Below are 25,306 nucleotides of genomic sequence, written 5' to 3'. Positions count from 1 at the left end.
AAGCCTGGGGGAGATAAACTCTACGCATGATTTTAGCGATCCCCTCCCCACTTGCCGTGGCGCTGGGCATCGCCACCGCGGCTGCCTACGGATTTGCCGCTGCCGCGGGTGCCCGGCTGAGCCGCAAAGCCACCCAGTGGGCCCTCGGGCTGGCGTGGCTTCTGCATGCCGCCGTGCTGGGCCATGGCCTCATCGGCAGCGAACCGAAATTCGGTTTCGCGCCGGCGCTTTCGGTCACGGCCTGGCTGGTGCTCACGGTCTATGCGGTCGAAAGCCGCATGTATCCGCAACTCAAGGTGCGCCGCGCGCTGGCCTGGCTGGGTGCGGCCGCCGTGCTGCTGGCCATCCTGTTTCCCGGCACGCCGCTGCATGTGTCGGCATCGCCCTGGCTGCCGCTGCACCTTGCGCTGGGCATCGCCTCGTACGGCCTGTTCGGCGCCGCGGTGGTCCATGCCTGGCTGATCACGCGGGCCGAAAAGCAGATCCGCCTTGCCACCGAACCGCAAGGCGGCGTGCCGCTGCTCACGCTCGAGCGGCTCACCTTCCGGTTCGTGATGGCCGGCTTCGTGCTGCTTTCGGCCACGCTGCTCGCAGGCCTGCTGTTCAGCGAAACGCTGTACGGCGCAAGCGTGCGCGGCTGGAAGTGGGACCACAAGACGGTGTTCTCGGTGCTCGCCTGGATGAGTTTCGCCGTGCTGCTGATCGGCCGGGTCCGCTTCGGATGGCGCGGCCGCACGGCACGGCGGGTGCTGTATGCCGGCTCCGCCCTGCTGCTGCTGGCCTACGTGGGCTCGCGCTTCGTGCTCGAAGTGGTGCTGGCGCGCGGCGCGACATGAAATACCTGCTCGTTCTCGCGGTGCTCTGGGTGGCGATCTGGCTCTGGCGCAAGAACCGCCGGGAGGAAATGCGCGAGACCCTGCGCGAAGAGGCGGCGCGTGCCGCCAAGCGCCCGCCCGCCGCGCCGGCTTCGCCGCAGGCCATGCTGCGCTGCGCCCATTGCGGCTTGCACCTGCCTGCAAGCGATGCGATCGCGGGACCGGGCGACGCGGTCTACTGCAGCGCGGCGCACCGCCAGGCCGCCGAGCGCGGCTGAGCGGGCGCTGCATCGATGAGCACAGCGCCAAGGGTGCACCCGTGAGTTCTTCCCCGTGGTCGCGCGGCGAACCCGCCACCGACTGGAGCGCGCTCGAGCCGGGGCGCGGCGAAAGCGCCGCGCTGCTGCGGCTGTGGCGCGGCTTCATGGCGGCGCGCTGCTTCGTCGCGCTGGTGCTCGTGCTGCTGCAGGGCGTGGCCATGGCGCTCGGCCAGACGGTGCAGCCGCTGGCCGTGGCGCTTTCGGCCGGCTACCTGGCTGCCACCTGGCTGGGCGCCCGCTACGCGCATTTCACGCCGCCGATCCGGGCCTTCGGCATGCTGTGGTTCCTCACCATCGGCATCGACCTGGGCACTTTCACCGCGCTGCAGGTGCTCCAGGGCGGCAGCATCAACTACACGCCGCTGTTCGCGCTGCCGGTGCTCATGAGCGCGGTGCTGGGCACGGTGACCGTGGGCCTGGGCACCACCGCCACGGTCACGCTGCTGCTGCTCGCCGATGCCGGCTGGCACTGGCTGCTGCAGCAGCCCGGCGATTCCTCCACCCGCTTCGTGCAGGCGGCGCTCACCGGCACCGGGCTCTTCGTGGTGGCCCTGCTGGCGCACGAGCTGGCGCGCCGGCTGGCCCGCGAGGAGGAAACCGCGCTGCGCAACCGCAGCAGCGCGCAGATGCAGGCGCAGGTCAACGACCTGGTGATCGAGACGCTGAGCGAAGGCGTGCTGGTGATCGACGCCGAAGGCATGGTGCATGCGGCCAACCCGGCGGCCGACGCGATCCTCGGCCAGGGGCTGGCCCGGCTCGGCCTGCCGTTCGCGCTGCACGCGCAGCCCGCCTGGCATGCGTTGGCGGCGCTGGCGCGCCAGACCTTTGCGCGCCGCGCGCCGCAAAGCGAGGAAATTCCCGTGGCGCAGGCGCGCGGTGCCGCGCGCGAGGTGCGCGTGCGCACGCGGCTCACGCCCACCAGCGACCGGCATGTCGACAGCCTTTGCGTGATGTTCCTGCAGGACCTGCGCGAGCTCGAGGCCCGCATCCGCACCGAGAAACTGGCCGCGATGGGCCGCATGTCGGCCGCCGTGGCGCACGAGATCCGCAATCCGCTCGCGGCCATCACGCAGGCCAGCGCGCTGCTCGCCGAAGACCTCACCGACCCCGCGCACCGCAAGCTGACCAGCATGGTGCAGCACAACGCGCAGCGCCTCGCGCGCATCGTGGACGACGTGCTCGACGTCTCGCGCGCGCGCCAGCAGCGCGTGCTCTCGCTCGGCGAGCAGGTCGTGCTCGATCCCGCCGTGCAGGCGCTGGCCGAAGAGTGGGTGCGCCAGACGCGGCGCCAGGGCGTGCTGATCGCGCTGGATGCCGCCGACGCCGAGGTGCGCTTCGACGTGGAGCACCTGCGCCGGCTGCTCGTGAACCTGCTGGACAACGCGGCGCGCTACGCGAGCAGCCGCGCGGGCGCGATCCAGGTCGTCACCACCACGCAGCGCGGCAGTTCCGGCCGCCCCAGCCTGCAGGTGTGGAGCGACGGCGCGCCGCTGGAGCCGGCGGTGCAGCGCCATCTGTTCGAGCCTTTTTTCTCATCCGAGAGCCGCTCCAGCGGACTCGGCCTCTTCCTGTGCCGCGAGCTGTGCCGGCGCCACGGTGCCACCATCGGCTACGAGCGGCGCGCGCTCGTGGCGGGCGGCCCCGAGGGCAATGAATTCTTCGTCAGTTTTGCGCCAAGCGAAAACCGGCTGACACAATAGCGCCGTGAGCACTTCCCATCCCTCCATGCAGCGACCGGCCAACATCCTGGTCATCGATGACGAGCCCGACCTGCGCACGCTGTACGAACTGACCCTGCTGCGCGAAGGCTATCGCGTCGAGGCCGCCGGCAGCGTTTCGGAAGCTTGGCAGCACCTGGAGGCCGGGCAGTTCGATGCGGTGATCACCGACATGCGGCTGCCCGATGGACAGGGCATGGAAATCATCCACCGCATCCAGAAGAACCAGCGCAGCGAGCGCTGCGTGGTGATGACGGCCTACGGCTCCGCCGAAAACGCGGTCGAGGCGCTGAAGGCCGGCGCCTTCGACTACCTGACCAAGCCGGTCGACCTGAAGCAGTTCCGCGCCGTGGTCGCGTCCGCCGTGCAGGCGCAGCAGGCACCGCCGGCCAAGGCCTGGCAGGCGGCGCCCGCGGACCAGCCGCGCGCCGGCGCGCCGTCCGTTCCGGACAGCGGCGTTGCTGCGCTCGACCGGCTGGTGGGCGACTCGGAGCCGATGCGCCTGGTCAAGTCGCGCATTGCCAAGGTGGCGCGCGGCATGGCGCCGGTGCTGGTGCGCGGCGAATCGGGCACCGGCAAGGAGCTGGTGGCGCGCGCCGTGCATGCCTGCAGCCAGCGCAGCGAGGGCCCGTTCGTCGCGGTCAACTGCGGCGCCATTCCCGAGAACCTGCTCGAGGCCGAGTTCTTCGGCGCCCGCAAGGGCTCCTACACCGGCTCGTCGCAGGACCGCGACGGCTACTTCCAGGCCGCGCGCGGCGGCACGCTCTTTCTCGACGAAATCGGCGACCTGCCGCTGGCGATGCAGTCCAAGCTGCTGCGCGCAATCCAGGAGCGCAGCGTGCGCTCCATCGGCTCGACGCAGGAAGACGCGGTCGACGTGCGCATCGTGAGCGCCACGCACAAGGATCTTCATGCCGAAGTCCAGGCCGGCCGCTTCCGGCAAGACCTGTTCTATCGGCTCAACGTGATCGAGATCGCGGTGCCCGCGCTGCGCGACCGGCGCGAGGACCTGCCCGCACTTTGCGCGGCGCTGCTCGCGCGCATTGCGCAGGACGGCGGGCTGCCGGTGCCGCATCTTTCCGCCGAACTGCTGCGCCGCCTTGCCCAGCACCGGCTCGACGGCAACGTGCGGGAGCTCGAGAACCTGCTGCACCGCGCAGTGGCGCTCAACGACGGCGACGAACTGCATCTGGACCTGATGGCGCAGCGGCCGGGCGCTGCCGCGGCGCCGGCAGATCTGGCCATCGCCGAACCCGCGCCTTCTTCTGCTTCGGCGCTCGGCAGCGAAGCGCCTCGGGCGCCCGCTACGCTCGCCGTGGCCGTTGCGGAACCCAAGTCCCCGCCGCCCGCCCTTCCCTCCGACCTGCAGGCCTACCTCGATCAGCAGGAGCGCGAGATCCTCGTGCGCGCGCTGCATGAAAGCGGCTTCAATCGGACGGCGGCCGCCGCGCGGCTCGGCATGAGCCTGCGCCAGATCCGCTACCGCATCGCGCGGCTGGGCATCACCACGCCCGGCGGCGACGAAGGTGCCAGCACCAGCCATGCCGACGACTGAAGCGCATACGGGCAACGACGACGGGCTCTGGCGCGCCGGCTGGTACCGCTTTGCCAAGGCGCTGCGCTCGCCGAATTTCGGACCCCGCCCCGCCGGCGCGCAGACCGACCTGATCGTGCTGCACTCCATCAGCCTGCCGCCCGGCGAATACGGCGGCGACGCCGTGCAGCAGCTCTTCACCAACCAGCTCGACTGGGACGCGCATCCCTACTTCCAGTCGATTCGCGGCCTTGCGGTTTCCTCGCATTTCTATGTGCGGCGCAACGGCGAACTCTGGCAGTTCGTGAGCTGCGACGAGCGCGCCTGGCATGCCGGCGTGTCGTCGTGGCGCGGCCGCGCGAACTGCAACGACGATTCCATCGGCATCGAGCTCGAAGGCCTCGAAGGCCAGCCGTTCGAAGAGGCGCAGTACGAGACGCTGGCCAGCCTCTGCCCCGCCATCGCGCAGCACTACGCCATCGCGCACATCGCCGGACACGAGCACATCGCACCGGGCCGAAAGCAGGACCCCGGCGCCGGCTTCGATTGGCAATTGCTGCGCGGGCACCTCGGCTGGAGTCCGCACATGTTTCCTCCGCAGGTGGTGCAGCGCTAATTTTTTCAATCGCGCAGCGCCTCGCGATGCGCCGATCCCGCGGCGCAGCAATGAGAAAATTGCAATCGCCGCATGTAGCAACCATGCGCCCTGCAAGCCCAAATCGGCCTGCAAGCCACGCCCCATGCGGGTTGCGACAACATAGGCCAGTATTCATGCGGCATCGACGGCCGTGTCCCGGGCCGAAAGAAAAATCGACAGGGTTGTATCCACAGGAAAACGCTACATCTAGTGGGTTGTACACCCCTCAGACCCTAGATATAGTGTCCTCCGTCCGGTCAACAACGCCGGCGCGACGCCCAGCCAAGGCGTCGCCATCCAACAAGAATTGCCAACCGAGAGGAAGCGAATGCAAACAGCCCTGAACACCCCATCGACCTCGCGTGCCATTCCCTCCACGCCAACGCAGCAGCAGCGCGACACCGCTGGCTCGCCCGCCGGACAGAACCTCGCGCACTACCAGATCATCCGCCGCAACGGCGCCGTGGTTCCCTTCGAACCCAACAAGATCGCCATCGCGATGATGAAAGCCTTCCTGGCCGTGCATGGCACCCAGGGCGCGGCTTCGGCCAGCGTGCGCGAAACCGTCGACGCCCTCACGCAAGGCGTGATCCGCGCCATGGTGCGTTCGCGTCCGGGCGGCGGCACCTTCCACATCGAAGACGTGCAGGACCAGGTCGAACTCGGCCTGATGCGCGGCGGCCACCACGAGATCGCGCGCGCCTACGTGCTCTACCGCGAGCGCCGCACGCAGGAGCGCTCCAAACAGGTCGAGCAGGAAGCGCCCGCCACGCCAACGCTGCACGTGCTGGACAACGGCGAACGCGTCGCGCTCGACCTGAACCAGCTCAAGGGCCTGATCGAGTCGGCCTGCGAAAACCTGGGCGACAGCATCACCGCCGCGCCGATCGTCGCCGAAACGATGCGCAACCTGTACGACGGCGTGCCGCTCGACGAGGTCTACAAGGCCTCGATCCTGGCGGCCCGCACGCTGATCGAGAAAGACCCCGACTACACCTTTGCCACCGCCCGCCTGCTGCTGCACACGATCTTCAAGGAGATCATCGGCCGCGAAGTGATGCCCGCCGAGCGCGCCACGGCCTACGCCGACTACTTCCCGCAGTTCATCAAGAAGGGCGTCGAGAACGACCTGCTCGACGAGAAGCTGCTGCAGTACGACCTGCCGCGCCTGGGCGCCGCGCTCAAGGCCGAACGCGACAACCAGTTCGACTACCTCGGCCTGCAAACGCTGTACGACCGCTACTTCCTGCACGTGCGCAAGTCGCGCATCGAACTGCCGCAGGCCTTCTTCATGCGCGTGGCCATGGGCCTGTCGCTCGGCGAGATCGACCGCGAAGCCCGCGCCATCGAGTTCTACGAGGTGCTGTCGTCCTTCGACTTCATGTCGAGCACGCCCACCCTGTTCAACGCCGGCACGCTGCGCTCGCAGCTGTCCAGCTGCTATCTGACCACCGTGCCCGACGACCTCGACGGCATCTACGAGTCGATCAAGGAAAACGCGCTGCTCTCCAAGTTCGCGGGCGGCCTGGGCAACGACTGGACCCGCGTGCGCGCGCTCGGCAGCCACATCAAGGGCACCAACGGCGAATCGCAGGGCGTGGTGCCCTTCCTGAAGGTGGTCAACGACACCGCCGTGGCCGTGAACCAGGGCGGCAAGCGCAAGGGCGCCGTCTGCACGTACCTGGAAACCTGGCACCTCGACATCGAGGAGTTCCTGGAACTGCGCAAGAACACCGGCGACGACCGCCGCCGCACGCACGACATGAACACCGCCAACTGGATCCCCGACCTCTTCATGCGCCGCGTGATGGAAAAGGGCACCTGGACGCTGTTCTCGCCCTCCAACGTACCCGACCTGCACGACAAGTTCGGCGCCGACTTCGAGCAGGCCTACACCGCCTACGAAGAAAAGGCCGCCCGCGGCGAGATCAAGCCCGCCCGCACCATCCAGGCCTCGGACCTGTGGCGCAAGATGCTCACGATGCTGTTCGAGACCGGCCATCCGTGGATCACGTTCAAGGACGCCTGCAATGTGCGCTCGCCGCAGCAGCACACCGGCGTGGTGCATTCGTCGAACCTGTGCACCGAGATCACGCTGAACACCAGCGACACCGAAACCGCCGTCTGCAACCTGGGTTCCGTGAACCTGCTGCAGCACCTGAAGGACGGCAAGGTCGACCAGGAAAAGCTCAAGCGCACGATCGCGACCGCGATGCGCATGCTCGACAACGTGATCGACATCAACTACTACGCCGTGAAGAAGGCGCGCGACTCGAACCTGCGCCACCGCCCGGTCGGCCTGGGCCTGATGGGCTTCCAGGACGCGCTGTACGAGTTGCGCATTCCCTACGCTTCGCAGGAAGCCGTGCAGTTCGCCGACGAGTCGATGGAAGCCATCTGCTACCACGCCTACTGGGCCTCGACCGAGCTGGCCCGCGAACGCGGCAAGTACTCGAGCTACAAGGGCTCGCTGTGGGACAAGGGCATCCTGCCGATCGACACGCTCGACCTGCTCGAAAAAGCCCGCGGCGGCTACGTGGAGGTCGACCGCTCGGCCACGCTCGACTGGGAAGCGCTGCGCGCCAAGATCAAGGCCGACGGCATGCGCAACTCCAACTGCGTGGCCATCGCCCCGACCGCGACCATCTCGAACATCATCGGCGTCGACGCTTCCATCGAGCCCTGCTTCGGCAACCTCTCGGTCAAGTCGAACCTGTCGGGCGAGTTCACCGTCATCAACCACTACCTGGTGCGCGACCTGAAGCGCCTGGGCCTGTGGGACGACGTCATGGTGATGGACCTGAAGCACTTCGACGGTTCGCTGCGCCCGATCGACCGCGTGCCGCAGGACGTGAAGGCGCTCTACGCCACCGCGTTCGAAGTCGAGACCACCTGGCTGGTCGAAGCCGCGGCGCGCCGCCAGAAGTGGATCGACCAGGCGCAGTCGCTCAACATCTACATGGCCGGCGCATCGGGCAAGAAGCTCGACGACACCTACAAGCTCGCATGGCTGCGCGGCTTGAAGACCACCTACTACCTGCGCACGCAGAGCGCGACGCACGCCGAGAAATCCACCGTGCAGTCGGGCCGCCTCAACGCGGTGTCGTCGGGCGGCGATGCATCTTCGGGCATGAGCGCACTCGAAGCCGCGGCTGCCGCAGCGAAGGCGCAGATGAGTGCGATGCCTGCCACCGACATCGCGTTCTGCGGCGTCGACGATCCGACTTGCGAAGCATGCCAATGACGCGCGAGTGATGTCAGAGAGGTGCATGCACGACGCGCGAACTCTCAGTCGATCACGGCATCGACTGACATCGCGCGATGCATGAGAGCAACATAACAACCACATAAATGGAGCGCGACGTGAACGAGCACTTTGCAACTCACATCGTTGCTCCGATAATTGAGCATTGGATTTTTCTATGTTGACCTGGGACGAAGAAGTCAAGCCCTCCTTATCAAAGGATATGCAACAAGGATTGCAGCAACACCACGCATCGACCAGCGGCCTGCCCGCAGGCCGACCGGTGGATGCTCCGACTTCGTCGATTGCACAACAACCCGCGGCAACCGCCGCGGCGCAGCGCGTCAAGGCTTCCGACAAGCGCATCATCAACGGCCAGACCGACGTCAACCAGCTGGTGCCGTTCAAGTACAAGTGGGCCTGGGAAAAATACCTCGCCACCTGCGCCAACCACTGGATGCCGCAGGAAGTGAACATGACGCGCGACATCGCGTTGTGGAAGGACCCCAACGGCCTGACCGAAGACGAGCGCCGCATCGTCAAGCGCAACCTCGGCTTCTTCGTGACCGCCGACTCGCTGGCCGCCAACAACATCGTGCTGGGCACCTACCGCCACATCACGGCGCCCGAATGCCGCCAGTTCCTGCTGCGCCAGGCGTTCGAGGAAGCGATCCACACGCACGCCTACCAGTACATCGTCGAGTCGCTCGGCCTGGACGAGAGCGAGATCTTCAACGCCTACAACGAAGTGCCGTCGATCCGCGAGAAGGACCAGTTCCTGATCCCGTTCATCGACGCCATCAGCGATCCGCTCTTCAAGACCGGCACGCACGAAACCGACCAGACGCTGCTCAAGTCGCTGATCGTGTTCGCCTGCCTGATGGAAGGCCTCTTCTTCTACGTCGGCTTCACGCAGATCCTCGCGTTGGGCCGCCAGAACAAGATGACCGGCGCCGCCGAGCAGTATCAGTACATCCTGCGCGACGAGTCGATGCACTGCAATTTCGGCATCGACCTGATCAACCAGCTCAAGCTCGAGAACCCCGGCCTCTGGACCCCCGAGTTCAAGGCCGAGATCAGGGCCCTCTTCATGAAGGCCGTCGAGCTCGAGTACAAATACGCCGAAGACACCATGCCGCGCGGCGTGCTCGGCATGAACGCCTCCATGTTCAAGGGCTACCTGCGCTACATCGCCAACCGGCGTGCACAGCAGATCGGCCTCGAAACGCTCTTCCCGAACGAGGAAAACCCGTTCCCCTGGATGAGCGAAATGATTGACCTGAAGAAAGAGCGCAATTTCTTCGAAACCCGCGTGATCGAATACCAGTCGGGTGGCGCGCTCTCCTGGGATTGAATCGAATCTTTCGACAAGAATTAATGAATTCAAGAATTGCCCTTGCCACCGATCGCGCCGAAGAGCGCGGCATGGACGAGGGCTCAGGTGTTCATGGTGCTGGAGCTCAGATTCCAACGCCATGGATCGCTTCACGCTACCAACGTGCGTGGAGTGCTTCAATAGGTTGATTTTTTCAACTTGATCAAGGAGAAATAGAAATGGCAACTGCAAAGAAAGCGCCGGCTAAGAAAGCCGCTGCAAAGAAGGCTCCGGCAAAGAAGGTCGCGGCCGCTAAGAAGGCTCCCGCCAAGAAGGTAGCTGCGAAGAAGGCTCCGGCCAAGAAGGTCGCAGCGAAGAAGGTAGCCGCCAAGAAGGCGCCTGCGAAGAAGGTAGCCGCCAAGAAGGCAGCTCCGGCAAAGAAGGCCGCTGCCAAGAAGGCTCCGGCGAAGAAGGCCGCAGCGAAGAAGGCTCCTGCCAAGAAGGCGGCGGCGAAGAAGGCTCCGGCAAAGAAGGCCGCTGCCAAGAAGGCCCCTGCGAAGAAGGCTGCCGCCAAGAAGGCTCCTGCCAAAAAGGCTGCGGCCAAGAAAGCCGCGAAAAAGCCCGCTGCCAAGCCTGCCGCTGCTGCCAAGAAGCCTGCTGCGAAGAAGGCTGCCAAGGCTCCTGCCGTAGCGCCTGCTCCTGCTGCGCAAACGACGCTGAACCCCCAGGCAGCCTGGCCGTTTCCGACGGCCAGCAAGCCCTGAGTTTCCTCAGCGGCCTTGACGGCAAAAAGCCCGGTACCTCACGGTACCGGGCTTTTTTTATGGACGCCTGCCAGCGGGCGGCTCAGAGGCCCAGCGCCTTCAGGTCGATCTGGTAGTTCTGCGGCCCGCGCTGCGCGATCTTGAGCGCACCGATGCGGTTGCCGAGCGCCGCGCACTGCGCGAGCGGCCATTCCTTTTCAAGGCCGAACAGCAGCGCGCCGCGCCAGGCATCGCCGCAACCGGTGGGCTCGACCACCGCCGTCGGCGTCACGCCCGGCACATGCTCGCGCTCGCCGTCGATCCAGACCTCGCAGCCTTCGGCCGCCAGCGTGACGACCAGGCCGCGCACGCGCTTCGAAATGTCGGCCAGGCTCCAGCCGGTGCGCTGCGACAGCATCTTTCCTTCGTAGTCGTTGACGACGACCCAGCTCGCCAGATCGACGAAATGCTTGAGCGCCTCGCCGTCGAACATCGGCAGGCCCTGGCCCGGATCGAACACGAACGGAATGCCGGCTGCGGCGAACTGCTCTGCGTGCTGCAGCATCGCCTCGCGGCCGTCGGGCGCGATGATGCCGACGCGGATGTCTTCGCGCGCGGCGATCTTCGTGAGGTGCGCCTGCTGCATCGCACCGGGGTGGAACGCGGTGATCTGGTTGTTGTCGACGTCGTTCATGATCATCGCCTGCGCGGTGAAGGTGTCGTCGAGCTGGCGCACGAACTCGGTGCTGATGCCCAGCATGCGCATGCGCTCCAGGTAGTCGGCGCCGTCGCTGCCCAGGGTGGCCATCGGCAGCGCGGTGCCGCCCAGCGCATTGAGGCTGTAGGCGATGTTGCCGGCGCAGCCGCCGAAGTCGCGCCGCAGGCCCGGCACCAGGAACGACACATTGAGGATGTGCAGCTGGTCCGGAAGGATCTGGTCGGCGAACCGGCCCTCGAAGGTCATGATGGTGTCAAACGCGAGGGAACCGCAAATCACTGCTGCCATGGGTGAGCCGTTGAGTAGGAATGGATGAATGAAATGAAAAGGCGGGCGCGAGCCAGGCCTAAGGATAGAACGCTTCGACGCGGTAGCCTGCGATGGGCGGCAGCGTGGCCGCCTCCGTTGCCGACAAGCTCAGCGGCAATGATGCGGCCTGGTCGGAGCGGGCCGCAAGCACCGCTGGTGCGCCATAGTCCGCAGCCATCAACACGCGGCGCACCACGGCGCGCTCCTGCGTGTCGAGCAGCGAAAGCTCGATGGCCGGCATGGCCAGGGGAACGGCGGCGCCATTGCGCAGCGTGAAGCTGAGCCGGTAGTCGTTGTTGCCGGTTTTCTCGCGCGCGAAGGCTGCACCCTCGATCACGATGTCGCCGATCTGCCGCAGCGCGGTGAGCTCGCAGGCGGCCGCGCGGCACAGGACTGCGAATGCGGGACGCAGGTTCGGCTGGCGAGCGACGATGCCGTCGCGTTCGTGGCGCAGGACCTGCACAAACAGAAGCAGGACGGCGAGCACGGCCAGCAGCCAGAGCCAGCGCCGCGCGCCAGGCCGCTGCCAGAAACCCGCGGCGCCACGGCCTGCATTCTCGTTGCCGTCGGAAAAAGGAAGGCGCTCCGAATCCTCCGCATCGCCCCGGACCGACGGCAGCGGCGAAGGACGCAGGCCCGGCTCGGGCTCGCTCGCCTCCCGCACCATCGAGGCCGACAGCTTTGCGGCGGCGCGCTCGTCGCGCGCCTTGGCGCTCGCGATCTTGGCCGACTTGATGCGGGCCCGGCGCAGCGCCTTTTGCATCTGCACCTGGTCGCGGTCTTGTTCGGGCGCGTGCTTTTCGTCTTCTTCGCTGGCCGTTGCCGCCATCTCGCGCGCCTTGAGGCGCAGGGCCGGCAACGGCGGTGCGGGCGGGGGCGGCGGCGAAGGCGGCGCCGCCAGATTCAGGTCGATGTTCGGAAACGGCGGCAGCGAACTCGCCGGCGGCCGCCATTCGGGCTCGTTGGCTTCGAAGTCGGTCCACAGCTCGTCGGCGGCGATGCCGTGCGCCGGCAAGGCGAAGGCGGGCGCGGGAGCAGGTGCAGGCGCGGGCTCTGGTGCGGGCACCAGCTCGGCCTCGGAAGGCACGGCAGCAGCCTCCGGCGGCCCGCGATCTTCGGGTTCGTCGTCGAAGAAATCCGCGTCTTCGATCGCATCGGAGGAGGACGGCTCGATCGGTGCAGCGGGTGCCGGTGCCGGTGCTGGTGCCGGTGGAGGCGGAGATGCAGCACTCGCAGCCGGCGGGCCATCGGGTGCCTCGTGCAGGTCGAGCGTGGCGTCGAACACGTGGCTGCAGCGTCCGCAGCGCACCCAGCCGTCCGAAATGCGAAGCTGGTCGCGCACCACCTTGAAGGTGGTGGCACAGGCGGGGCAGCGCGTGACGAGGCTCATGACGGGGCGATTGTAGGGTTGGGCCCTCGCCGCGCCGGTGGGATCAAACGCGAAACGGCAGGCGCGTGCGTCCTCAGCAGCGCGCCGTCATGAGGATCCAGCCATCCTCGCTGTCGCTGACTTCGAGCGCGGCATAAGGCGCGTAGGCCTCTTTCAGCTCGTCGGCCTGGCGCTCGAGGATGCCGGCCAGCACCAGCGATCCACCGGGCGCCACGTGGCTGCGCAGCAGTGGCGCAAGCACCTTGAGCGGCGTGGCCAGGATGTTGGCCAGCACGGTGCTGTAGCTGCCCTTGGCCGCTTCGGGCAGGCCGGCGTTCAGGCGCACGCCGTTGGCTTCGGCGTTGAGGCGGGTCGACGAAACGGCCGCCTCGTCGATGTCGACGGCATCGATGTCGGTCGCGCCGAACTTCGCCGCGCCAATGGCCAGGATGCCGGACCCGCAGCCGTAGTCGAGCACGCGCTGGCCGGCGAACGAACCCTGCCTTGCGATCCAGCGCAGGCACATGCGCGTGGTGGGATGGGTGCCGGTGCCAAAGGCAAGCCCCGGGTCGAGCCGCATCACCTGCCTTGCCTGCCCGGGCGGCTCATGCCAGGTGGGCACGATCCAGAATTCGGGCGTGATCTCGACCGGCGCGAACTGCGATTGCGTGAGCCGCACCCAGTCCTGCTCGGGCACCGGCGCCACGCCGAGCACCGCGCAGCCTTCGAAGAAGTCCTGCAGCGCGAGCACCGACGCCGCCTCTTTCGCAAGCGCTTCGTCGGCAAACAGCGCAATCACGCGCGAACGCTGCCAGCCTTCCTTGGGCGGCGGCATGCCGGGCTCGCCGAACAGCGCCTGCTCGGCATCGGTCTGCGCGTCGGCGTCCTCCACCGAAACGCTGAGCGCATCGAGTGCGTCGAGCGCGTCGCTGACCATTTCGACCCGGTCTTCCGGCGCCATCAGGCGAAGTTCGTACATGCGGCGTCGGGTGCTGCTCAGCGCTTGTGCGCCGCCAGCCACTCCTCCAGATAGTGGATGTTGGTGCCGCCGCTCATGAACTTGGCATCGACCATCAGTTCGCGGTGCAGCGGGATGTTGGTCTGGATGCCTTCGATCACGGTTTCGTTCAGCGCCGTGCGCATGCGCGCCATGGCCTGCTCGCGCGTGTCGCCGTAGACGATGATCTTGCCGATCATCGAGTCGTAGTTCGGCGGCACGAAGTAGTTGGTGTACGCATGCGAATCGACGCGCACCCCCGGGCCGCCCGGCGGGTGCCACATGGTGATGCGGCCCGGCGACGGCGTGAACTTCCAGGCGTCCTCGGCGTTGATGCGGCACTCGATGGCGTGGCCGCGCATCTCGATCTGGCGCTGCGTGAACGGCAGTTTCTCGCCGGCCGCCACCATGATCTGCGTCTTCACGATGTCGATGCCGGTGGTGAACTCGGTCACCGGATGCTCCACCTGCACGCGCGTGTTCATCTCGATGAAATAGAACTCGCCGTTCTCGTAGAGGAACTCGAAGGTGCCGGCGCCGCGGTAGCCGATCTTCTTGCAGGCCGCGGCGCAGCGCTCGCCGATCTTCTCGATCAGCTTGCGCGGAATGCCGGGTGCCGGGGATTCCTCGATGACCTTCTGATGGCGCCGCTGCATGGAGCAGTCGCGCTCGCCCAGGTAGACCGCGTTCTTGTGCTTGTCGGCCAGGATCTGGATCTCGACGTGGCGCGGGTTCTGGAGAAACTTCTCCATGTACACGGCCGGATTGCTGAACGCAGCGCCGGCTTCCGCCTTGGTCATCTGGATCGCGTTGATCAGCGCGGCCTCGGTGTGCACCACGCGCATGCCGCGGCCGCCGCCGCCGCCTGCCGCCTTGATGATGACCGGATAGCCGATGGCGCGGGCAATGCGCTTGTTGGTGGTGGCGTCATCCGAGAGCTCGCCCTCGGAGCCCGGCACGCACGGCACGCCGGCCTTGATCATCGCCTGCTTGGCCGAGACCTTGTCGCCCATGACACGGATGTTTTCGGGCGTCGGGCCGATGAACTGGAAACCGCTCTGCTCCACGCGTTCGGCGAAATTGGCGTTCTCGCTCAGGAAGCCGTAGCCGGGGTGGATGGCCTCGGCGTCGGTCACCTCGGCCGCCGAGATGATGGCCGGCATGTTGAGATAGCTCAGCGACGACGGCGCCGGACCGATGCACACAGCCTCCTGCGCGAGCTTGACGTACTTTGCCTCGCGGTCCGCTTCGGAATAGACCATCACGGCCTTGATGCCGAGCTCGCTGCAGGCGCGCTGGATCCGGAGGGCGATTTCCCCCCGGTTTGCAACCAGGATCTTCTTGAACATGGTCACTCGATGATGAACAGCGGCTGGCCGTACTCGACCGCCTGACCGTTTTCGCCGAGGATCTGGGTGATCGTGCCTGACTTGTCGGCTTCGATTTCGTTGAGGATCTTCATCGCCTCGATGATGCAGACCGTGTCGCCCTCGTTGACCTTGCTGCCGATTTCGACGAAGGCCGGGGCGCCCGGGCTGGAAGAGCGGTAGAAAGTACCCACCATCGGCGACTTGATCGCATGGCCGGCAGGCGCGGCTTCGGGCGCGGGGGCGCTGGCCAGCGCAGGTGCCGCCGGCGCGCCGGCAGCAGGAGCAGCAGCGGGTGCGGCCGCCACGGTCTGTACATATTGCACCGGGGCAGCGCCGCCGCCCTTGACGATGCGAACCTTGCCTTCGGTTTCGGTGATTTCCAGTTCGGAAATATTGGATTCCGACACCAAATCGATCAGTGTCTTGAGTTTGCGCAGATCCATGGAGCTCCAGTGCCGACTTTGCCGGTCAATAGGATGTAACTTGTCTGAAAATCGGTGATTTTCAGCGATTGGCGGCTAATGCCGAGTGTGTATCTGATTCTAACCGTGAACCAGTTCACGCCGCCAAGCGTCCAGGTCGGCCGCTTCGAGCTTGCCCATTTTACGAGCCGCCACTTCGCCCGCGCCATTCAGGACCAGCGTGAAGGGCAATCCGCCGCCCGTGTTGCCGAGGTTCTTGACCAGTTCGGTCCCCTGCAGGCCCGCCAGGCCCGTGGGGTAGCTGACCGGCGTCTTTTGCAGGAACTTGCGCACTGCGCTGGGCTGATCGATGGCCAAACCCACAACTTGCCAGCCGTTCGCGCCATTTTCGCGGAAGAAGCGGTCGATCATCGGCATCTCTTCCACGCATGGCGGACACCACGTGGCCCAGAAGTTGAGCAGCAGCGGTTTGCCGCGCAGATCGGAAAGAACCAGTTCGCCGCCCTCCGGCCGCTCGAAGCGCTGCTCCCAGAAACTCGCGGCCAGCACCTCGCCCTTGGGGCCGCGGGCGCGCTCACGCCACCATGCGCCGCCCAGGCCGGCCGCAGCGGCCGCGACCGCCACGCCGCCATAAAGGAGGCCTCGCCGTGTGGGCGAAGAAGTCATTCACTTGTCCTTTTCACTTTCGATCAGCCGGCGCAGCGCCGCCAGGTCGCCGCGCGGCACCCGCCCCTGGGCGTCGGGCCGGAGTGCCCCGCGCAGGTCGTCGAGGTCGTACACCAGCAGGTGCACCCCGATTTCCTCGCCCAAGGCACGGCTTGCGGCGTGAACGCTCAGGGCTTCCACCTGCTCGCCGTGAAACCCGGTGACCATCCGCGGCTCGTAGTCCACGTGATGGTCGATCAGGGCAATCTCGGCCGACTTGGAATCATCGCAGAACAATTGAATATAAATGTCTGACAGCCGCGTGGCGGTACCGTGCCAGACCGCGCCGCCCACATGCGGGCGGAACGCCGCCATGCGCTCCATCCATTCGAGCGCGAGGAGCCGCAGCGCACGCAGTTCCTGCGGTTGGGTGTCGGCGCAATAGAGCGCGATGTAGTCGCGGACTTCGGCCTCCACCTCGTCGTTGTTCGGCAGCGCCGTGCGCGAGGACAGGCCCAGGTCGCGCAGCGCCCGGCGCTTGGCCGGACCGTACTCCAGCCCCTCCTCGACGACGAGGCGGGCAGCGGCAGCAGCAATCTCGCGCTTGGTGGACGTGTCCATCGGGACATTTTGCCCGCAGTACGGCGCCCCTCGCACAAACATCGGTACAAAGGACGAGGACCGGGGCGCGGACACCGCTCGCTGCCTCCCTAGAATCGGCCAATGCACATTCATATTCTTGGCATCTGCGGCACGTTCATGGGCGGATTGGCCGCCCTGGCGCGCGAGGCAGGCCACCGGGTCACGGGCTGCGACGCTGGCGTGTACCCGCCCATGAGCGACCAGCTCCGGTCGCTCGGCATCGACCTGATCGAGGGTTTCGGCGCGGACCAGCTCGCTCTTTCACCCGACGTCTTCGTGGTCGGCAACGTGGTTTCGAGGGCCCGGCTGCCCGACGGCACCCCAAAATTTCCGCTGATGGAAGCCATCCTCGACGCCGGCAAGCCCTACACCAGCGGACCCCAGTGGCTGGCCGAGCATGTGCTGCTCGGCCGCCATGTTCTGGCAGTGGCCGGAACCCACGGCAAGACGACCACCACCTCGATGCTGGCGTGGGTACTCGAACAGGGCGGCAAGGCGCCGGGCTTCCTCGTGGGCGGGGTGCCGCTGGACTTCGGCGTCTCGGCGCGGCTTGGCAACGGTTCAGCCTTCGTCATCGAGGCCGACGAATACGACACGGCCTTCTTCGACAAGCGCAGCAAGTTCGTGCATTACCGCCCGCGCACCGCGGTCCTCAACAACCTGGAGTTCGACCACGCCGACATCTTCGACGACCTGGCCGCCATCGAACGCCAGTTCCATCACCTCGTGCGCACGGTGCCGGGAACCGGCCGGCTGGTGGTGAACGCCACCGAGGAAAGCCTGCAGCGCGTGCTGGCGCAGGGCTGCTGGAGCGAACTGGCGCACTTCGGCGCGGGCGGCCCGAACAGCGGATGGCAGGCCCGCGGCACGCACGACGCCTTCGACGTGCTGCGCCAGGGCGAGGCGGTCGGCCGGGTCGAGTGGGAACTCTCGGGGCTGCACAACCAGATGAACGCGCTGGCCGCCATTGCGGCGGCAGAGCATGTGGGCGTGGCGCCGGCCGATGCGGCCCGCGCGCTCGGCAGCTTCAGGAACGTGCGCCGCCGCATGGAGCTGCGCGGCGCGGTCGAGCGCAGTGGCGGCACGATCACCGTCTACGACGATTTCGCCCACCATCCCACCGCCATCCGCACCACGCTCGACGGGCTGCGCAAGAAGCTCGACGACGCCGGCCGGCAAGGCGAACGCATCCTCGCGGCCTTCGAGCCGCGCAGCAACACGATGAAGCTGGGCGTCATGGCGGCGCAACTGCCGTGGAGCCTGGAAGCGGCCGACCTGTCGTTCTGCCACACGGCCGGGCTCGACTGGGACGCGGCCGCGGCCCTGGCCCCGATGGGCGAACGCGCGCTGGTGGCCGGCGCCATCGAACCGCTGGTGGCGCAGATCGTCGCCGCGGCCCGGCCTGGCGACCACATCGTCTGCATGAGCAACGGCGGCTTCGGCGGCGTGCACGACAAGCTGCTGGCGGCACTGCGCGCCGCCGCGGCGCCATGACTGCCATGCGGGCCCGGGAACTGATCGAGAGCCTGAAGCTGCAGCCCCATCCCGAGGGTGGCTGGTACAGCGAGGTGTTCCGCTCGGCGGCGAGCGTCGTTCCCACCGATGGCCGCGCACCGCGCAGTGCGCTCACCAGTATCTACTTCCTGCTCGAGGCGGGCCGGCATTCGCGCTGGCACCGGGTGCTGTCGGATGAAGTGTGGGTGCACCTGGAAGGCGTTCCGCTCGCGCTCTGGACCTGCGACGCCGCGCTGCGCACGGCCCCGGCCCATGTGCGGCTGGGCCCGGTCGACGCGCATGGTACGCGGCCCCAGCATGTGGTGCCGGCGGGCCAGTGGCAGGCCGCCCGGCCGATCCAGGGCCACGCGAGCGGCGACTACACGCTGGCCGCCTGCATGGTCGGGCCGGGCTTCGACTTCGCCGACTTCTCCCTGGTGCCGCCGGACAGCGATGAAGCCGCAGCCATGCGGCACCACTGGCCGGACCTGGCCGGAATGCTTTGACCCTGTTGTTTAACCCCGGCGCTGCTTGATCGCCTGCGACAGGGTGTCCAGCACCTGCACCGAATCGTCCCAGCCCAGGCAGGCGTCGGTGATGCTCTTGCCGTATTCGAGGCCCGAGAGCTGGTCCTTGCCCGGCGTGAACTTCTGCGCGCCGGCCTGCAGATGGCTTTCGACCATCACGCCGAAGACGCGGTTCGAGCCCGCGGCGATCTGGTTGGCGATGTCCTTGGCCACGTCGATCTGCTTCTGGTGCTGCTTGGAACTGTTGGCGTGGCTGCAGTCGACCATCAGCGTGGGCGGCAGCTTGGCGGCCTCGAGGTCCTTGCAGGCCGCCTCGACGCTGGCGGCGTCGTAGTTGGGGGCCTTGCCGCCGCGCAGGATCACGTGGCAGTCGCGGTTGCCGTTGGTCTGCACGATCGCGACCTGGCCGTTCTTGTGCACCGAGAGAAAGTGGTGGCCGCGCGCCGCCGCCTGGATGGCGTCGGTGGCGATGCGGATGTTGCCGTCGGTGCCGTTCTTGAAGCCGATGGGCGCCGAGAGGCCCGAGGCCAGCTCGCGGTGCACCTGGCTTTCGGTGGTGCGCGCGCCGATCGCGCCCCAGGCGATCAGGTCGCCGATGTACTGCGGCGAGATCACGTCGAGGAACTCGCTGCCCGCCGGCAGGCCGAGCCGGTTGATGTCGATCAGCAGCTGGCGCGCCATGCGCAGGCCCTCGTCGATGCGGAAGCTCTCGTCCAGGTACGGGTCGTTGATCAGCCCCTTCCAGCCGACCGTGGTGCGCGGCTTCTCGAAGTAGACGCGCATCACGATCTCGAGCGTGCCGGCATACTTTTCGCGCTCCACCTTGAGGCGGCGGGCGTATTCGAGCGCCGCGGCCGGGTCGTGGATCGAGCAGGGGCCCATGACCACCAGCAGCCGGTCGTCCTTGCCCGCCATGATGTTGTGGATGCTGCGGCGGGTGCCCTCGATCAGCGTCTCGACCGGCGTGCCGCGAATCGGAAAGAAGCGGATCAGATGTTCGGGAGGGGGCAGCACGTTGATGTCCTTGATGCGTTCGTCGTCGGTCTTGCTGGTTTTTTCGACGCTCGCATACCAGCTGTCGCTGGCGGGGGCAGTGTTCGTGCTCATGGTGCTTTCCTTGTTGGAGTGGATATCGTCAGGGCATAAAAAAACCGCCGGGGCTCGAGGCGCCGGCGGTTTTGGGAGGGTGTTCGTTTGCTTTACGCGCTCGCCTCTCGTCCGCCGGAAACCGGGAACCAAAAGTAGGCAAAGAAATAAGCGCGGAGGGCGGACATGTGGGCGGAATGTAGCACGGAAAACGAAGAGCCGGGCAAAGGCCCGGCTTCGAAGGGCTCAGCGGTAGCCGGATTCGTTGGGGTTGTGGATGATCCAGATCAGGTTGCCGCTGGAGTAGTCGCCCATGCCGCCGCCCGCGAAGACCAGGCGGCCCTGCCCCTTGTAGGTCATCTCGTAGCGATGGCGGTCGCTGCCGAAATAGAACGGGATGAAGGCCTTGCCCGTGACGTAGGCGCCCTGGTCGGTCGGCGGTCCGGCCAGGTCGGTGACCTGCTTGGCGCTCATGCCGATCTGCAGCCGGGTGAACCTGCTGTTGCGCGCCGGGTTGCCGGTGATCTCGCCTTCATAGCCATTCAGGCCCTTGACGGTGCGGCCGCTGCCGGCCTCGACCTTGGAGGAATCAACGACGTTGCCCTTGGCGTCCATGCCGGCCTTGGCGCCGCCGCGTGCCGGGGCCGCAGGGGCGCTGGCCGCGGGTGCCGACGCCGCGGGCTGACTCTCGCCCGAACCGCCGCGCGAAGCGCAACCTGCGGTTGCGAGCGCCACTGCGGCAGCCGCGGCCCACAGGGCCGCAGACGAATTGATCCTGATCCTCATCATCGAATGCTCCTCTTTGTAAAAATCGAGGAGCGGAGCTTAGCAAGCCCTCAGGCCGTTCCGCCTACGGTCAAACCATCGATCCGCAGGGTGGGCTGGCCGACGCCGACCGGCACGCTCTGGCCTTCCTTGCCGCAGGTGCCCACGCCCGAATCGAGCGCCATGTCGTTGCCGATCATGGTCACGCGGGTGAGCGCATCGGGGCCGTTGCCCACGATGGTCGCGCCCTTGACCGGGTACTGGATCTTGCCGTTCTCGACCCAGAAGGCCTCGCTGGCCGAGAACACGAACTTGCCGCTCGTGATGTCGACCTGCCCGCCGCCGAAATTGGTGGCGTAGAGGCCCTTCTTGATGCTGGCCACGATTTCCTTCGGGTCCTTGTCGCCGCCGAGCATGTAGGTGTTGGTCATGCGCGGCATCGGCACGTGGGCGTAGCTCTCGCGCCGGCCGTTGCCGGTGGGCTTGACCTTCATGAGGCGCGCATTGAGCGAATCCTGGATGTAGCCCTTGAGGATGCCGTCCTCGATGAGCACGTTGCGCTGGCTGGCGTTGCCCTCGTCGTCGACGTTGAGCGAGCCGCGGCGGTCGGCAATGGTGCCGTCGTCCAGCACCGTCACGCCCTTGGCGGCCACGCGCTGGCCGATGCGGCCCGAGAACGCGCTCGATCCCTTGCGGTTGAAGTCGCCCTCCAGCCCGTGGCCGATGGCTTCGTGCAGCAGGATGCCGGGCCAGCCGGAGCCGAGCACCACGGTCATCTCGCCGGCGGGCGCCGGACGGGCATCGAGGTTGGTCAATGCGGCCTTCACGGCCTGATCGACGTATTCGGCGATCTGCGCGTCGTTGAAGTAGGCGAGGCCGAAGCGCCCGCCGCCGCCGCCGGAACCGACCTCGCGCCGCCCGTTCTGCTCGGCGATCACGGTGACCGACAGGCGCACCAGCGGGCGCACGTCGGCCGCCAGCGTGCCGTCGGCGCGCGCCACCAGCACCACGTCGTATTCGCTCGCCAGGCCCGCCATGACCTGCGCCACGCGCGGGTCGCGCGAACGCGCGAGCTTCTCGACCTTTTCGAGCAGCTTGACCTTGGCCGTGCTGTCGAGCGTGGAAATGGGGTCGACGCCGTTGTAGAGCGAGCGGCTCGAGGCGATCTTGCGGGTGGCGGTCTTCACGCGGCCGGTGCGCCCCGCGGAGGAAATGGAGCGCACCGTGCGGGCCGCGTCGAGCAGCGAAGCCTCGGAGATGTCGTCCGAATAGGCAAAGGCCGTCTTCTCGCCGCTGACCGCGCGCACGCCGACGCCCTGGTCGATGCTGAAGCTGCCGGTCTTGACGATGCCCTCTTCGAGGCTCCAGCCTTCGCTGCGCGTGTACTGGAAGTACAGGTCGGCGTCGTCCACCCGGTGCGCGGTGATCTCGGCCAGGGCCTTGCTCAGGTGCGATTCGTCCAGGCCGAAGGGCGTGAGCAGGAGCTTTTGCGCCGTGGCGAGGCGCTCGATGGTGGGTTCGCGGGAGATCATTCCACCATTCTAGGCAGCCGCCCTCTTCCGTGCCGGGCCCAAGGGCACTCGAAGCGCTAGTTCTGGGCGAGCTTCCTGGCCCGGGCGATCGACATCAGGATGCCCAGCCCCAGCCCCAGCGTGACCATGGCGGTGCCGCCATAGCTGATGAACGGCAGCGGCACGCCCACCACCGGCAGGATGCCGCTCACCATGCCCATGTTGACGAAGGCATAGGTGAAGAAAATCATCGTGACCGCGCCCGCGAGCAGGCGCGAGAACAGGGTCTGCGCCGTGGCGGCGATGGCCAGGCCGCGGAAGATCAGCAGGATGAAGGCCGCGATCAGCGCCAGGTTGCCGACCAGCCCGAACTCCTCGGAATAGGCGGCGAAGATGAAGTCGGTGGTGCGCTCGGGAATGAATTCGAGGTGCGTCTGCGTGCCCTGCATGAAGCCCTTGCCGCCGACCCCGCCCGAGCCGATGGCGATCATTCCCTGGATGATGTGGAAGCCCTTGCCCAGCGGGTCCTTGCTCGGGTCGAGCAGCGTGCACACGCGCTGCTTCTGGTAGTCGTGCAGCACGCGCCAGTCGACGCCGTCGGCGCACAGCTGCGACTCGAAGCCCACGATCAGCGTGATCGCCACGGCGCCGATCACCACCGGCGGCACGATCAGCTTCCAGGGCAGCCCGGCAAAGAAGATCACCGCCAGCCCGGCCGCCAGCACCAGCAAAGAAGTGCCCAGGTCGGGCTGCTTCATGATGAGCCCGACCGGCACCGCCAGCAGCACCGTGGCCACCACGAAGTCGAGCGGCCGCAACTGGCCCTCGCGGCGCTGGAACCACCAGGCCAGCATCAGCGGCATCGCGATCTTGAGGATTTCGCTGGGCTGGATCACCACGCCCACGTTGATCCAGCGCTGCGCGCCCTTCTTGGTGATGCCGAACAGCGCCACCGCAATCAGCAGCGCCACCCCGGTCGCGTAGAGCGGCACCGCGAACATCATCAGCCGCTGCGGCGGCACCTGGGCCACCACGAACATGATGAAGCCCGCCAGCAGCATGTTGCGGCCGTGGTCGGCAAAGCGCGAGCCATGGTCGTAGCCCGACGAATACATGGTCAGCAACCCGGCAAAGGCCAGCAGCAGCACGGCGAAGGCCAGAAAGCCGTCGAACCCCTGGAAGATGGGCGCGACCCGGCGTGCCAGGGAGGGCTGGTTGAACACTGCGGACATGGGGGCGGATTATCCGCGCCCCGCAAGGCATTTCAGGCGAAGCCGAGCTGAACGACCGTGCGCCCCGGTCGGCTTTCGAGCGCCAGCCGGGCGCCGATGGCGGCGGCGCGCTCCGCCAGCGCCCTGGGCACCTGCAGCGCGTCGAATCCACGGCCGTCGTCGATCACGCGCAGCTGCACGGCGCCGGCCAGCGCTTCGGCCTCGATCCTGAGCGTCCTGGCCTGGGCATGCTGGAGCACGTTGGAAATTGCCTCGAACAGCAGGAACTGCAATTGCCGCATGCCCTGTGCGTCGAGCTGCTTCACGTCGGGCACCTCGTCCACCGCCCACTCGAACTGAATGCCCGCGGCCGCCAGGCGCGGCTCCAGCCGGTAGCGCAGTGCCGCCAGCAGGGCGCCGACATCGCCCGGCGGCAGGTGAATGGAGTCGATGGACAGCTTGAGCTGGTCGAGCGAGTCGCGCAGCGTTCGCAGCAATTCCTCCGGGCTGGCCTGGCCCGACTGCAGCTGACGGATCGCCGAGCTGATGTGCGAGCCCACGCCGTCGTGCATGTCGCGCAGGATGCGCTCGCGCTCGTGGGTGCGCGCCTGGTCGCGCGCCACCTGTTCGAGCGCGGCAAACGTGGATGCGAGTTCGCGCTCGCGCTGCGCCACGCGCTCGGCCAGGGCCGCGACCGAGCCGCGCGCCTGCACGGTCGCGGCATGGAAGCGCCGCAACACGATCAGGAGCAGCGCGATGCCGAAGAACACGGAGGAATAGCGCACCCAGGTGGTCTCGCCGTAGGCGTCGCTCAGGCGGATCACGAGCCAGTCGCGGATGCCGAAGCCCAGCGTCACCAGCGCGGCTGCGGCCACCAGCAGGCGGGCCAGGTTCGGTCGCCGGATGGTGGCCACGGCAAAGGCACCGACGAACATCGCAACGAAGCCGATCTCCAGCGCGAGCCAGCCGGTGAGCCAGTAGGGCTCTTCGCGGTGAAGCGCGATGGCGCTCGCCGAGAAGGTTCCGGCCACCATGCCTGCCATCGGCCAGCGCAGCCAGCGCATGTGCGGGTTGCCGTCCCAGCCTGCGAGCTGGTAGCAGAACATCATGGCGGACGCGGCCCAGCCCGCATAGCAGGTGGCCATGAGCACGCCCCAGGCGCCCCAGGGCAGCGGCGGTTCGGCGATCACGCCGTCGGCCACCCGGATCGCCCAGCAGAACTCGGCCAGTGCGGCCCAGAAATAGAGGCTGTCGCGCCGGCGCCATCCGGTGGTGGCAGCATCCACCTGGGTGAGCCACAGCGCCAGCGCGATGCTGCCGACGATCAGGCTGAAGGCGGTCAGGAGCACCGAGCCGGTGAAGCGCCAGGCATAGGCGCTTTCGAAGAGATCGGTGCGCACCGGCGTCGCCGCTCCGATGGTCACGCGCGAAAGCCCGGCCCGGCGGGCGCTGTCGGCGCGTATGCGAACCTGCAGGCGGTTCTCGCCGGCCTTCAGCAAGTGCCCCGGCACCGGCACGTACAGGGGCGCCTTGGCGTAGTCCGCGCCGTTGCCGCGGGCCAGGTCGCCATAGACCTGCAGCAGCGCGTCGTTGAGCCATACCTCCAGAACGCTGCCGGCGCGCGGAATGAAGATGCCCCAGGGCACCTCGGGCGCGGCTTCGAGCGTGAACGGCAGCTCGAAGGTCGCGTAGCCGGGGCGTCCGCCGTGCTGGCGGTCCCAGTGGTAGGAGAGTTCGACGGGCGCCTTGCGCGTGGCGCCGTCGATGGTGGTCCATGCGGTGCCGCTTTGCAGTTCGATCGGGCTTTCGGCCGGCGCGGCCACCGCCGGCTGCGCCGCCAGCATCAGAGCTGCCGCGAGCCACAGCGCAGCAAGAGCCCTGCCCGGTTTCCCGAACACGCGTCCGGCCACGCGA

At 67.3% G+C, this 25,306-nt stretch carries 22 protein-coding genes; 10 read left to right on the top strand and 12 right to left on the bottom strand.

Going from position 1 to position 25,306, the window contains the following annotated elements:
- Positions 1–26 precede the first annotated feature (26 nt).
- The 8 genes from EJO66_RS18525 to EJO66_RS18490 all read left to right on the top strand — a co-directional run bounded on the left by EJO66_RS18525 (position 27) and on the right by EJO66_RS18490 (position 10,347).
- On the top strand, positions 27–836 hold the full coding sequence (locus EJO66_RS18525; protein ID WP_124960435.1) for a cytochrome C assembly family protein: 810 nt from the start codon (positions 27–29) through the stop codon (positions 834–836).
- Positions 833–1,093 carry a PP0621 family protein gene (locus EJO66_RS18520; RefSeq protein ID WP_124960434.1) on the top strand — a complete coding sequence of 87 codons (261 nt, stop codon included), beginning with the start codon at positions 833–835 and terminating at the stop codon, positions 1,091–1,093. The genes EJO66_RS18525 and EJO66_RS18520 overlap by 4 nt, the downstream gene beginning before the upstream one ends.
- A gap of 41 nt (positions 1,094–1,134) precedes the next feature.
- Positions 1,135–2,835 carry a two-component system sensor histidine kinase NtrB gene (locus tag EJO66_RS18515; protein WP_124960433.1) on the top strand — a complete coding sequence of 567 codons (1,701 nt, stop codon included), beginning with the start codon at positions 1,135–1,137 and terminating at the stop codon, positions 2,833–2,835.
- Between the two features lie 25 nt (positions 2,836–2,860).
- Complete coding sequence (locus EJO66_RS18510; protein WP_125965800.1) at positions 2,861–4,408, top strand: sigma-54-dependent transcriptional regulator; 1,548 nt, start codon at positions 2,861–2,863, stop codon at positions 4,406–4,408.
- Positions 4,395–5,003: a 1,6-anhydro-N-acetylmuramyl-L-alanine amidase AmpD gene (ampD, locus tag EJO66_RS18505; protein ID WP_125965753.1), complete on the top strand. Its 609-nt coding sequence runs from the start codon at positions 4,395–4,397 to the stop codon at positions 5,001–5,003. Before EJO66_RS18510 ends, ampD begins: the two co-directional genes overlap by 14 nt.
- A 349-nt stretch (positions 5,004–5,352) precedes the next feature.
- The gene (locus EJO66_RS18500) at positions 5,353–8,268 is read left to right on the top strand and encodes a ribonucleoside-diphosphate reductase subunit alpha (protein WP_125965752.1); all 2,916 of its coding nucleotides are present in this window, start codon (positions 5,353–5,355) and stop codon (positions 8,266–8,268) included.
- 178 nt (positions 8,269–8,446) lie between these two features.
- Positions 8,447–9,622, top strand: coding sequence for a ribonucleotide-diphosphate reductase subunit beta (locus EJO66_RS18495; protein WP_124960430.1), 1,176 nt, complete (start codon positions 8,447–8,449; stop codon positions 9,620–9,622).
- A 200-nt stretch (positions 9,623–9,822) separates the two neighbouring features.
- Entirely contained in the window at positions 9,823–10,347 is a 525-nt protein-coding gene (locus EJO66_RS18490; RefSeq protein WP_012746103.1) for a histone H1-like DNA-binding protein, read from the top strand.
- Positions 10,348–10,429: 82 nt separating this feature from the next.
- Here the strand turns inward: EJO66_RS18490 and EJO66_RS18485 are convergent, their stop codons facing one another.
- The 7 genes from EJO66_RS18485 to EJO66_RS18455 form a co-directional block, all read right to left on the bottom strand.
- Complete coding sequence (locus EJO66_RS18485) at positions 10,430–11,332, bottom strand: carbohydrate kinase family protein (RefSeq protein ID WP_124960429.1); 903 nt, start codon at positions 11,330–11,332, stop codon at positions 10,430–10,432.
- 58 nt (positions 11,333–11,390) lie between these two features.
- The gene (locus EJO66_RS18480; protein ID WP_125965751.1) at positions 11,391–12,743 is read right to left on the bottom strand and encodes a zinc-ribbon and DUF3426 domain-containing protein; all 1,353 of its coding nucleotides are present in this window, start codon (positions 12,741–12,743) and stop codon (positions 11,391–11,393) included.
- Positions 12,744–12,816: 73 nt separating this feature from the next.
- Positions 12,817–13,701, bottom strand: coding sequence for a 50S ribosomal protein L11 methyltransferase (gene prmA / locus EJO66_RS18475; protein ID WP_124960427.1), 885 nt, complete (start codon positions 13,699–13,701; stop codon positions 12,817–12,819).
- A 17-nt stretch (positions 13,702–13,718) separates the two neighbouring features.
- Positions 13,719–15,068 carry an acetyl-CoA carboxylase biotin carboxylase subunit gene (gene accC, locus EJO66_RS18470; protein ID WP_124960426.1) on the bottom strand — a complete coding sequence of 450 codons (1,350 nt, stop codon included), beginning with the start codon at positions 15,066–15,068 and terminating at the stop codon, positions 13,719–13,721.
- 2 nt (positions 15,069–15,070) lie between these two features.
- Positions 15,071–15,532, bottom strand: a complete 462-nt coding sequence (gene accB / locus EJO66_RS18465) for an acetyl-CoA carboxylase biotin carboxyl carrier protein (protein WP_124960425.1) — start codon at positions 15,530–15,532, stop codon at positions 15,071–15,073.
- A gap of 99 nt (positions 15,533–15,631) precedes the next feature.
- A complete protein-coding gene (locus tag EJO66_RS18460; protein ID WP_124960424.1) occupies positions 15,632–16,177 on the bottom strand; it encodes a TlpA family protein disulfide reductase in 546 nt (181 codons plus the stop codon).
- Positions 16,178–16,777: a hypothetical protein gene (locus EJO66_RS18455; protein ID WP_124960423.1), complete on the bottom strand. Its 600-nt coding sequence runs from the start codon at positions 16,775–16,777 to the stop codon at positions 16,178–16,180.
- 102 nt (positions 16,778–16,879) lie between these two features.
- On the opposite strand from EJO66_RS18455, the gene mpl reads away from it, so the two are divergent.
- Positions 16,880–18,292 carry a UDP-N-acetylmuramate:L-alanyl-gamma-D-glutamyl-meso-diaminopimelate ligase gene (mpl, locus tag EJO66_RS18450; protein ID WP_124960422.1) on the top strand — a complete coding sequence of 471 codons (1,413 nt, stop codon included), beginning with the start codon at positions 16,880–16,882 and terminating at the stop codon, positions 18,290–18,292.
- On the top strand, positions 18,289–18,798 hold the full coding sequence (locus tag EJO66_RS18445) for a cupin domain-containing protein (RefSeq protein WP_124960421.1): 510 nt from the start codon (positions 18,289–18,291) through the stop codon (positions 18,796–18,798). Before mpl ends, EJO66_RS18445 begins: the two co-directional genes overlap by 4 nt.
- A gap of 9 nt (positions 18,799–18,807) precedes the next feature.
- On the opposite strand, the gene EJO66_RS18440 is transcribed toward EJO66_RS18445, so the two are convergent.
- From EJO66_RS18440 to EJO66_RS18420, 5 genes are all read right to left on the bottom strand, one after another.
- The gene (locus EJO66_RS18440; RefSeq protein WP_124960420.1) at positions 18,808–19,926 is read right to left on the bottom strand and encodes a 3-deoxy-7-phosphoheptulonate synthase; all 1,119 of its coding nucleotides are present in this window, start codon (positions 19,924–19,926) and stop codon (positions 18,808–18,810) included.
- Positions 19,927–20,151: 225 nt separating this feature from the next.
- Positions 20,152–20,694, bottom strand: a complete 543-nt coding sequence (locus EJO66_RS18435; RefSeq protein WP_124960419.1) for a hypothetical protein — start codon at positions 20,692–20,694, stop codon at positions 20,152–20,154.
- Between the two features lie 47 nt (positions 20,695–20,741).
- A complete protein-coding gene (tldD, locus tag EJO66_RS18430; protein ID WP_124960418.1) occupies positions 20,742–22,202 on the bottom strand; it encodes a metalloprotease TldD in 1,461 nt (486 codons plus the stop codon).
- A 56-nt stretch (positions 22,203–22,258) separates the two neighbouring features.
- Positions 22,259–23,413 carry a rod shape-determining protein RodA gene (gene rodA, locus EJO66_RS18425; RefSeq protein ID WP_124960417.1) on the bottom strand — a complete coding sequence of 385 codons (1,155 nt, stop codon included), beginning with the start codon at positions 23,411–23,413 and terminating at the stop codon, positions 22,259–22,261.
- A gap of 32 nt (positions 23,414–23,445) precedes the next feature.
- A complete protein-coding gene (locus EJO66_RS18420) occupies positions 23,446–25,290 on the bottom strand; it encodes a sensor histidine kinase (protein WP_124960416.1) in 1,845 nt (614 codons plus the stop codon).
- Positions 25,291–25,306: the final 16 nt, after the last annotated feature.

Source organism: Variovorax beijingensis (assembly GCF_003951285.1).
In the GTDB taxonomy this organism is placed as follows: domain Bacteria; phylum Pseudomonadota; class Gammaproteobacteria; order Burkholderiales; family Burkholderiaceae_C; genus Variovorax; species Variovorax beijingensis.
The sequence above is the reverse complement of the archived record's forward strand: the minus strand, read 5'-3'. Positions and strand labels throughout refer to the sequence as shown.

Bases quoted from the DNA above. Each gene is read 5' to 3' on its own strand.
- EJO66_RS18525 (WP_124960435.1), top strand. From the start codon at position 27: ATGATTTTAGCGATCCCCTCCCCACTTGCCGTGGCGCTGGGCATCGCC.
- EJO66_RS18520 (WP_124960434.1), top strand. From the start codon at position 833: ATGAAATACCTGCTCGTTCTCGCGGTGCTCTGGGTGGCGATCTGGCTC.
- EJO66_RS18510 (WP_125965800.1), top strand. From the start codon at position 2,861: ATGCAGCGACCGGCCAACATCCTGGTCATCGATGACGAGCCCGACCTG.
- ampD (WP_125965753.1), top strand. From the start codon at position 4,395: ATGCCGACGACTGAAGCGCATACGGGCAACGACGACGGGCTCTGGCGC.
- EJO66_RS18500 (WP_125965752.1), top strand. From the start codon at position 5,353: ATGCAAACAGCCCTGAACACCCCATCGACCTCGCGTGCCATTCCCTCC.
- EJO66_RS18495 (WP_124960430.1), top strand. From the start codon at position 8,447: ATGTTGACCTGGGACGAAGAAGTCAAGCCCTCCTTATCAAAGGATATG.
- EJO66_RS18490 (WP_012746103.1), top strand. From the start codon at position 9,823: ATGGCAACTGCAAAGAAAGCGCCGGCTAAGAAAGCCGCTGCAAAGAAG.
- EJO66_RS18485 (WP_124960429.1), bottom strand. From the start codon at position 11,332: ATGGCAGCAGTGATTTGCGGTTCCCTCGCGTTTGACACCATCATGACC.
- EJO66_RS18480 (WP_125965751.1), bottom strand. From the start codon at position 12,743: ATGAGCCTCGTCACGCGCTGCCCCGCCTGTGCCACCACCTTCAAGGTG.
- prmA (WP_124960427.1), bottom strand. From the start codon at position 13,701: ATGTACGAACTTCGCCTGATGGCGCCGGAAGACCGGGTCGAAATGGTC.
- accC (WP_124960426.1), bottom strand. From the start codon at position 15,068: ATGTTCAAGAAGATCCTGGTTGCAAACCGGGGGGAAATCGCCCTCCGG.
- accB (WP_124960425.1), bottom strand. From the start codon at position 15,532: ATGGATCTGCGCAAACTCAAGACACTGATCGATTTGGTGTCGGAATCC.
- EJO66_RS18460 (WP_124960424.1), bottom strand. From the start codon at position 16,177: ATGACTTCTTCGCCCACACGGCGAGGCCTCCTTTATGGCGGCGTGGCG.
- EJO66_RS18455 (WP_124960423.1), bottom strand. From the start codon at position 16,777: ATGGACACGTCCACCAAGCGCGAGATTGCTGCTGCCGCTGCCCGCCTC.
- mpl (WP_124960422.1), top strand. From the start codon at position 16,880: ATGCACATTCATATTCTTGGCATCTGCGGCACGTTCATGGGCGGATTG.
- EJO66_RS18445 (WP_124960421.1), top strand. From the start codon at position 18,289: ATGACTGCCATGCGGGCCCGGGAACTGATCGAGAGCCTGAAGCTGCAG.
- EJO66_RS18440 (WP_124960420.1), bottom strand. From the start codon at position 19,926: ATGAGCACGAACACTGCCCCCGCCAGCGACAGCTGGTATGCGAGCGTC.
- EJO66_RS18435 (WP_124960419.1), bottom strand. From the start codon at position 20,694: ATGATGAGGATCAGGATCAATTCGTCTGCGGCCCTGTGGGCCGCGGCT.
- tldD (WP_124960418.1), bottom strand. From the start codon at position 22,202: ATGATCTCCCGCGAACCCACCATCGAGCGCCTCGCCACGGCGCAAAAG.
- rodA (WP_124960417.1), bottom strand. From the start codon at position 23,413: ATGTCCGCAGTGTTCAACCAGCCCTCCCTGGCACGCCGGGTCGCGCCC.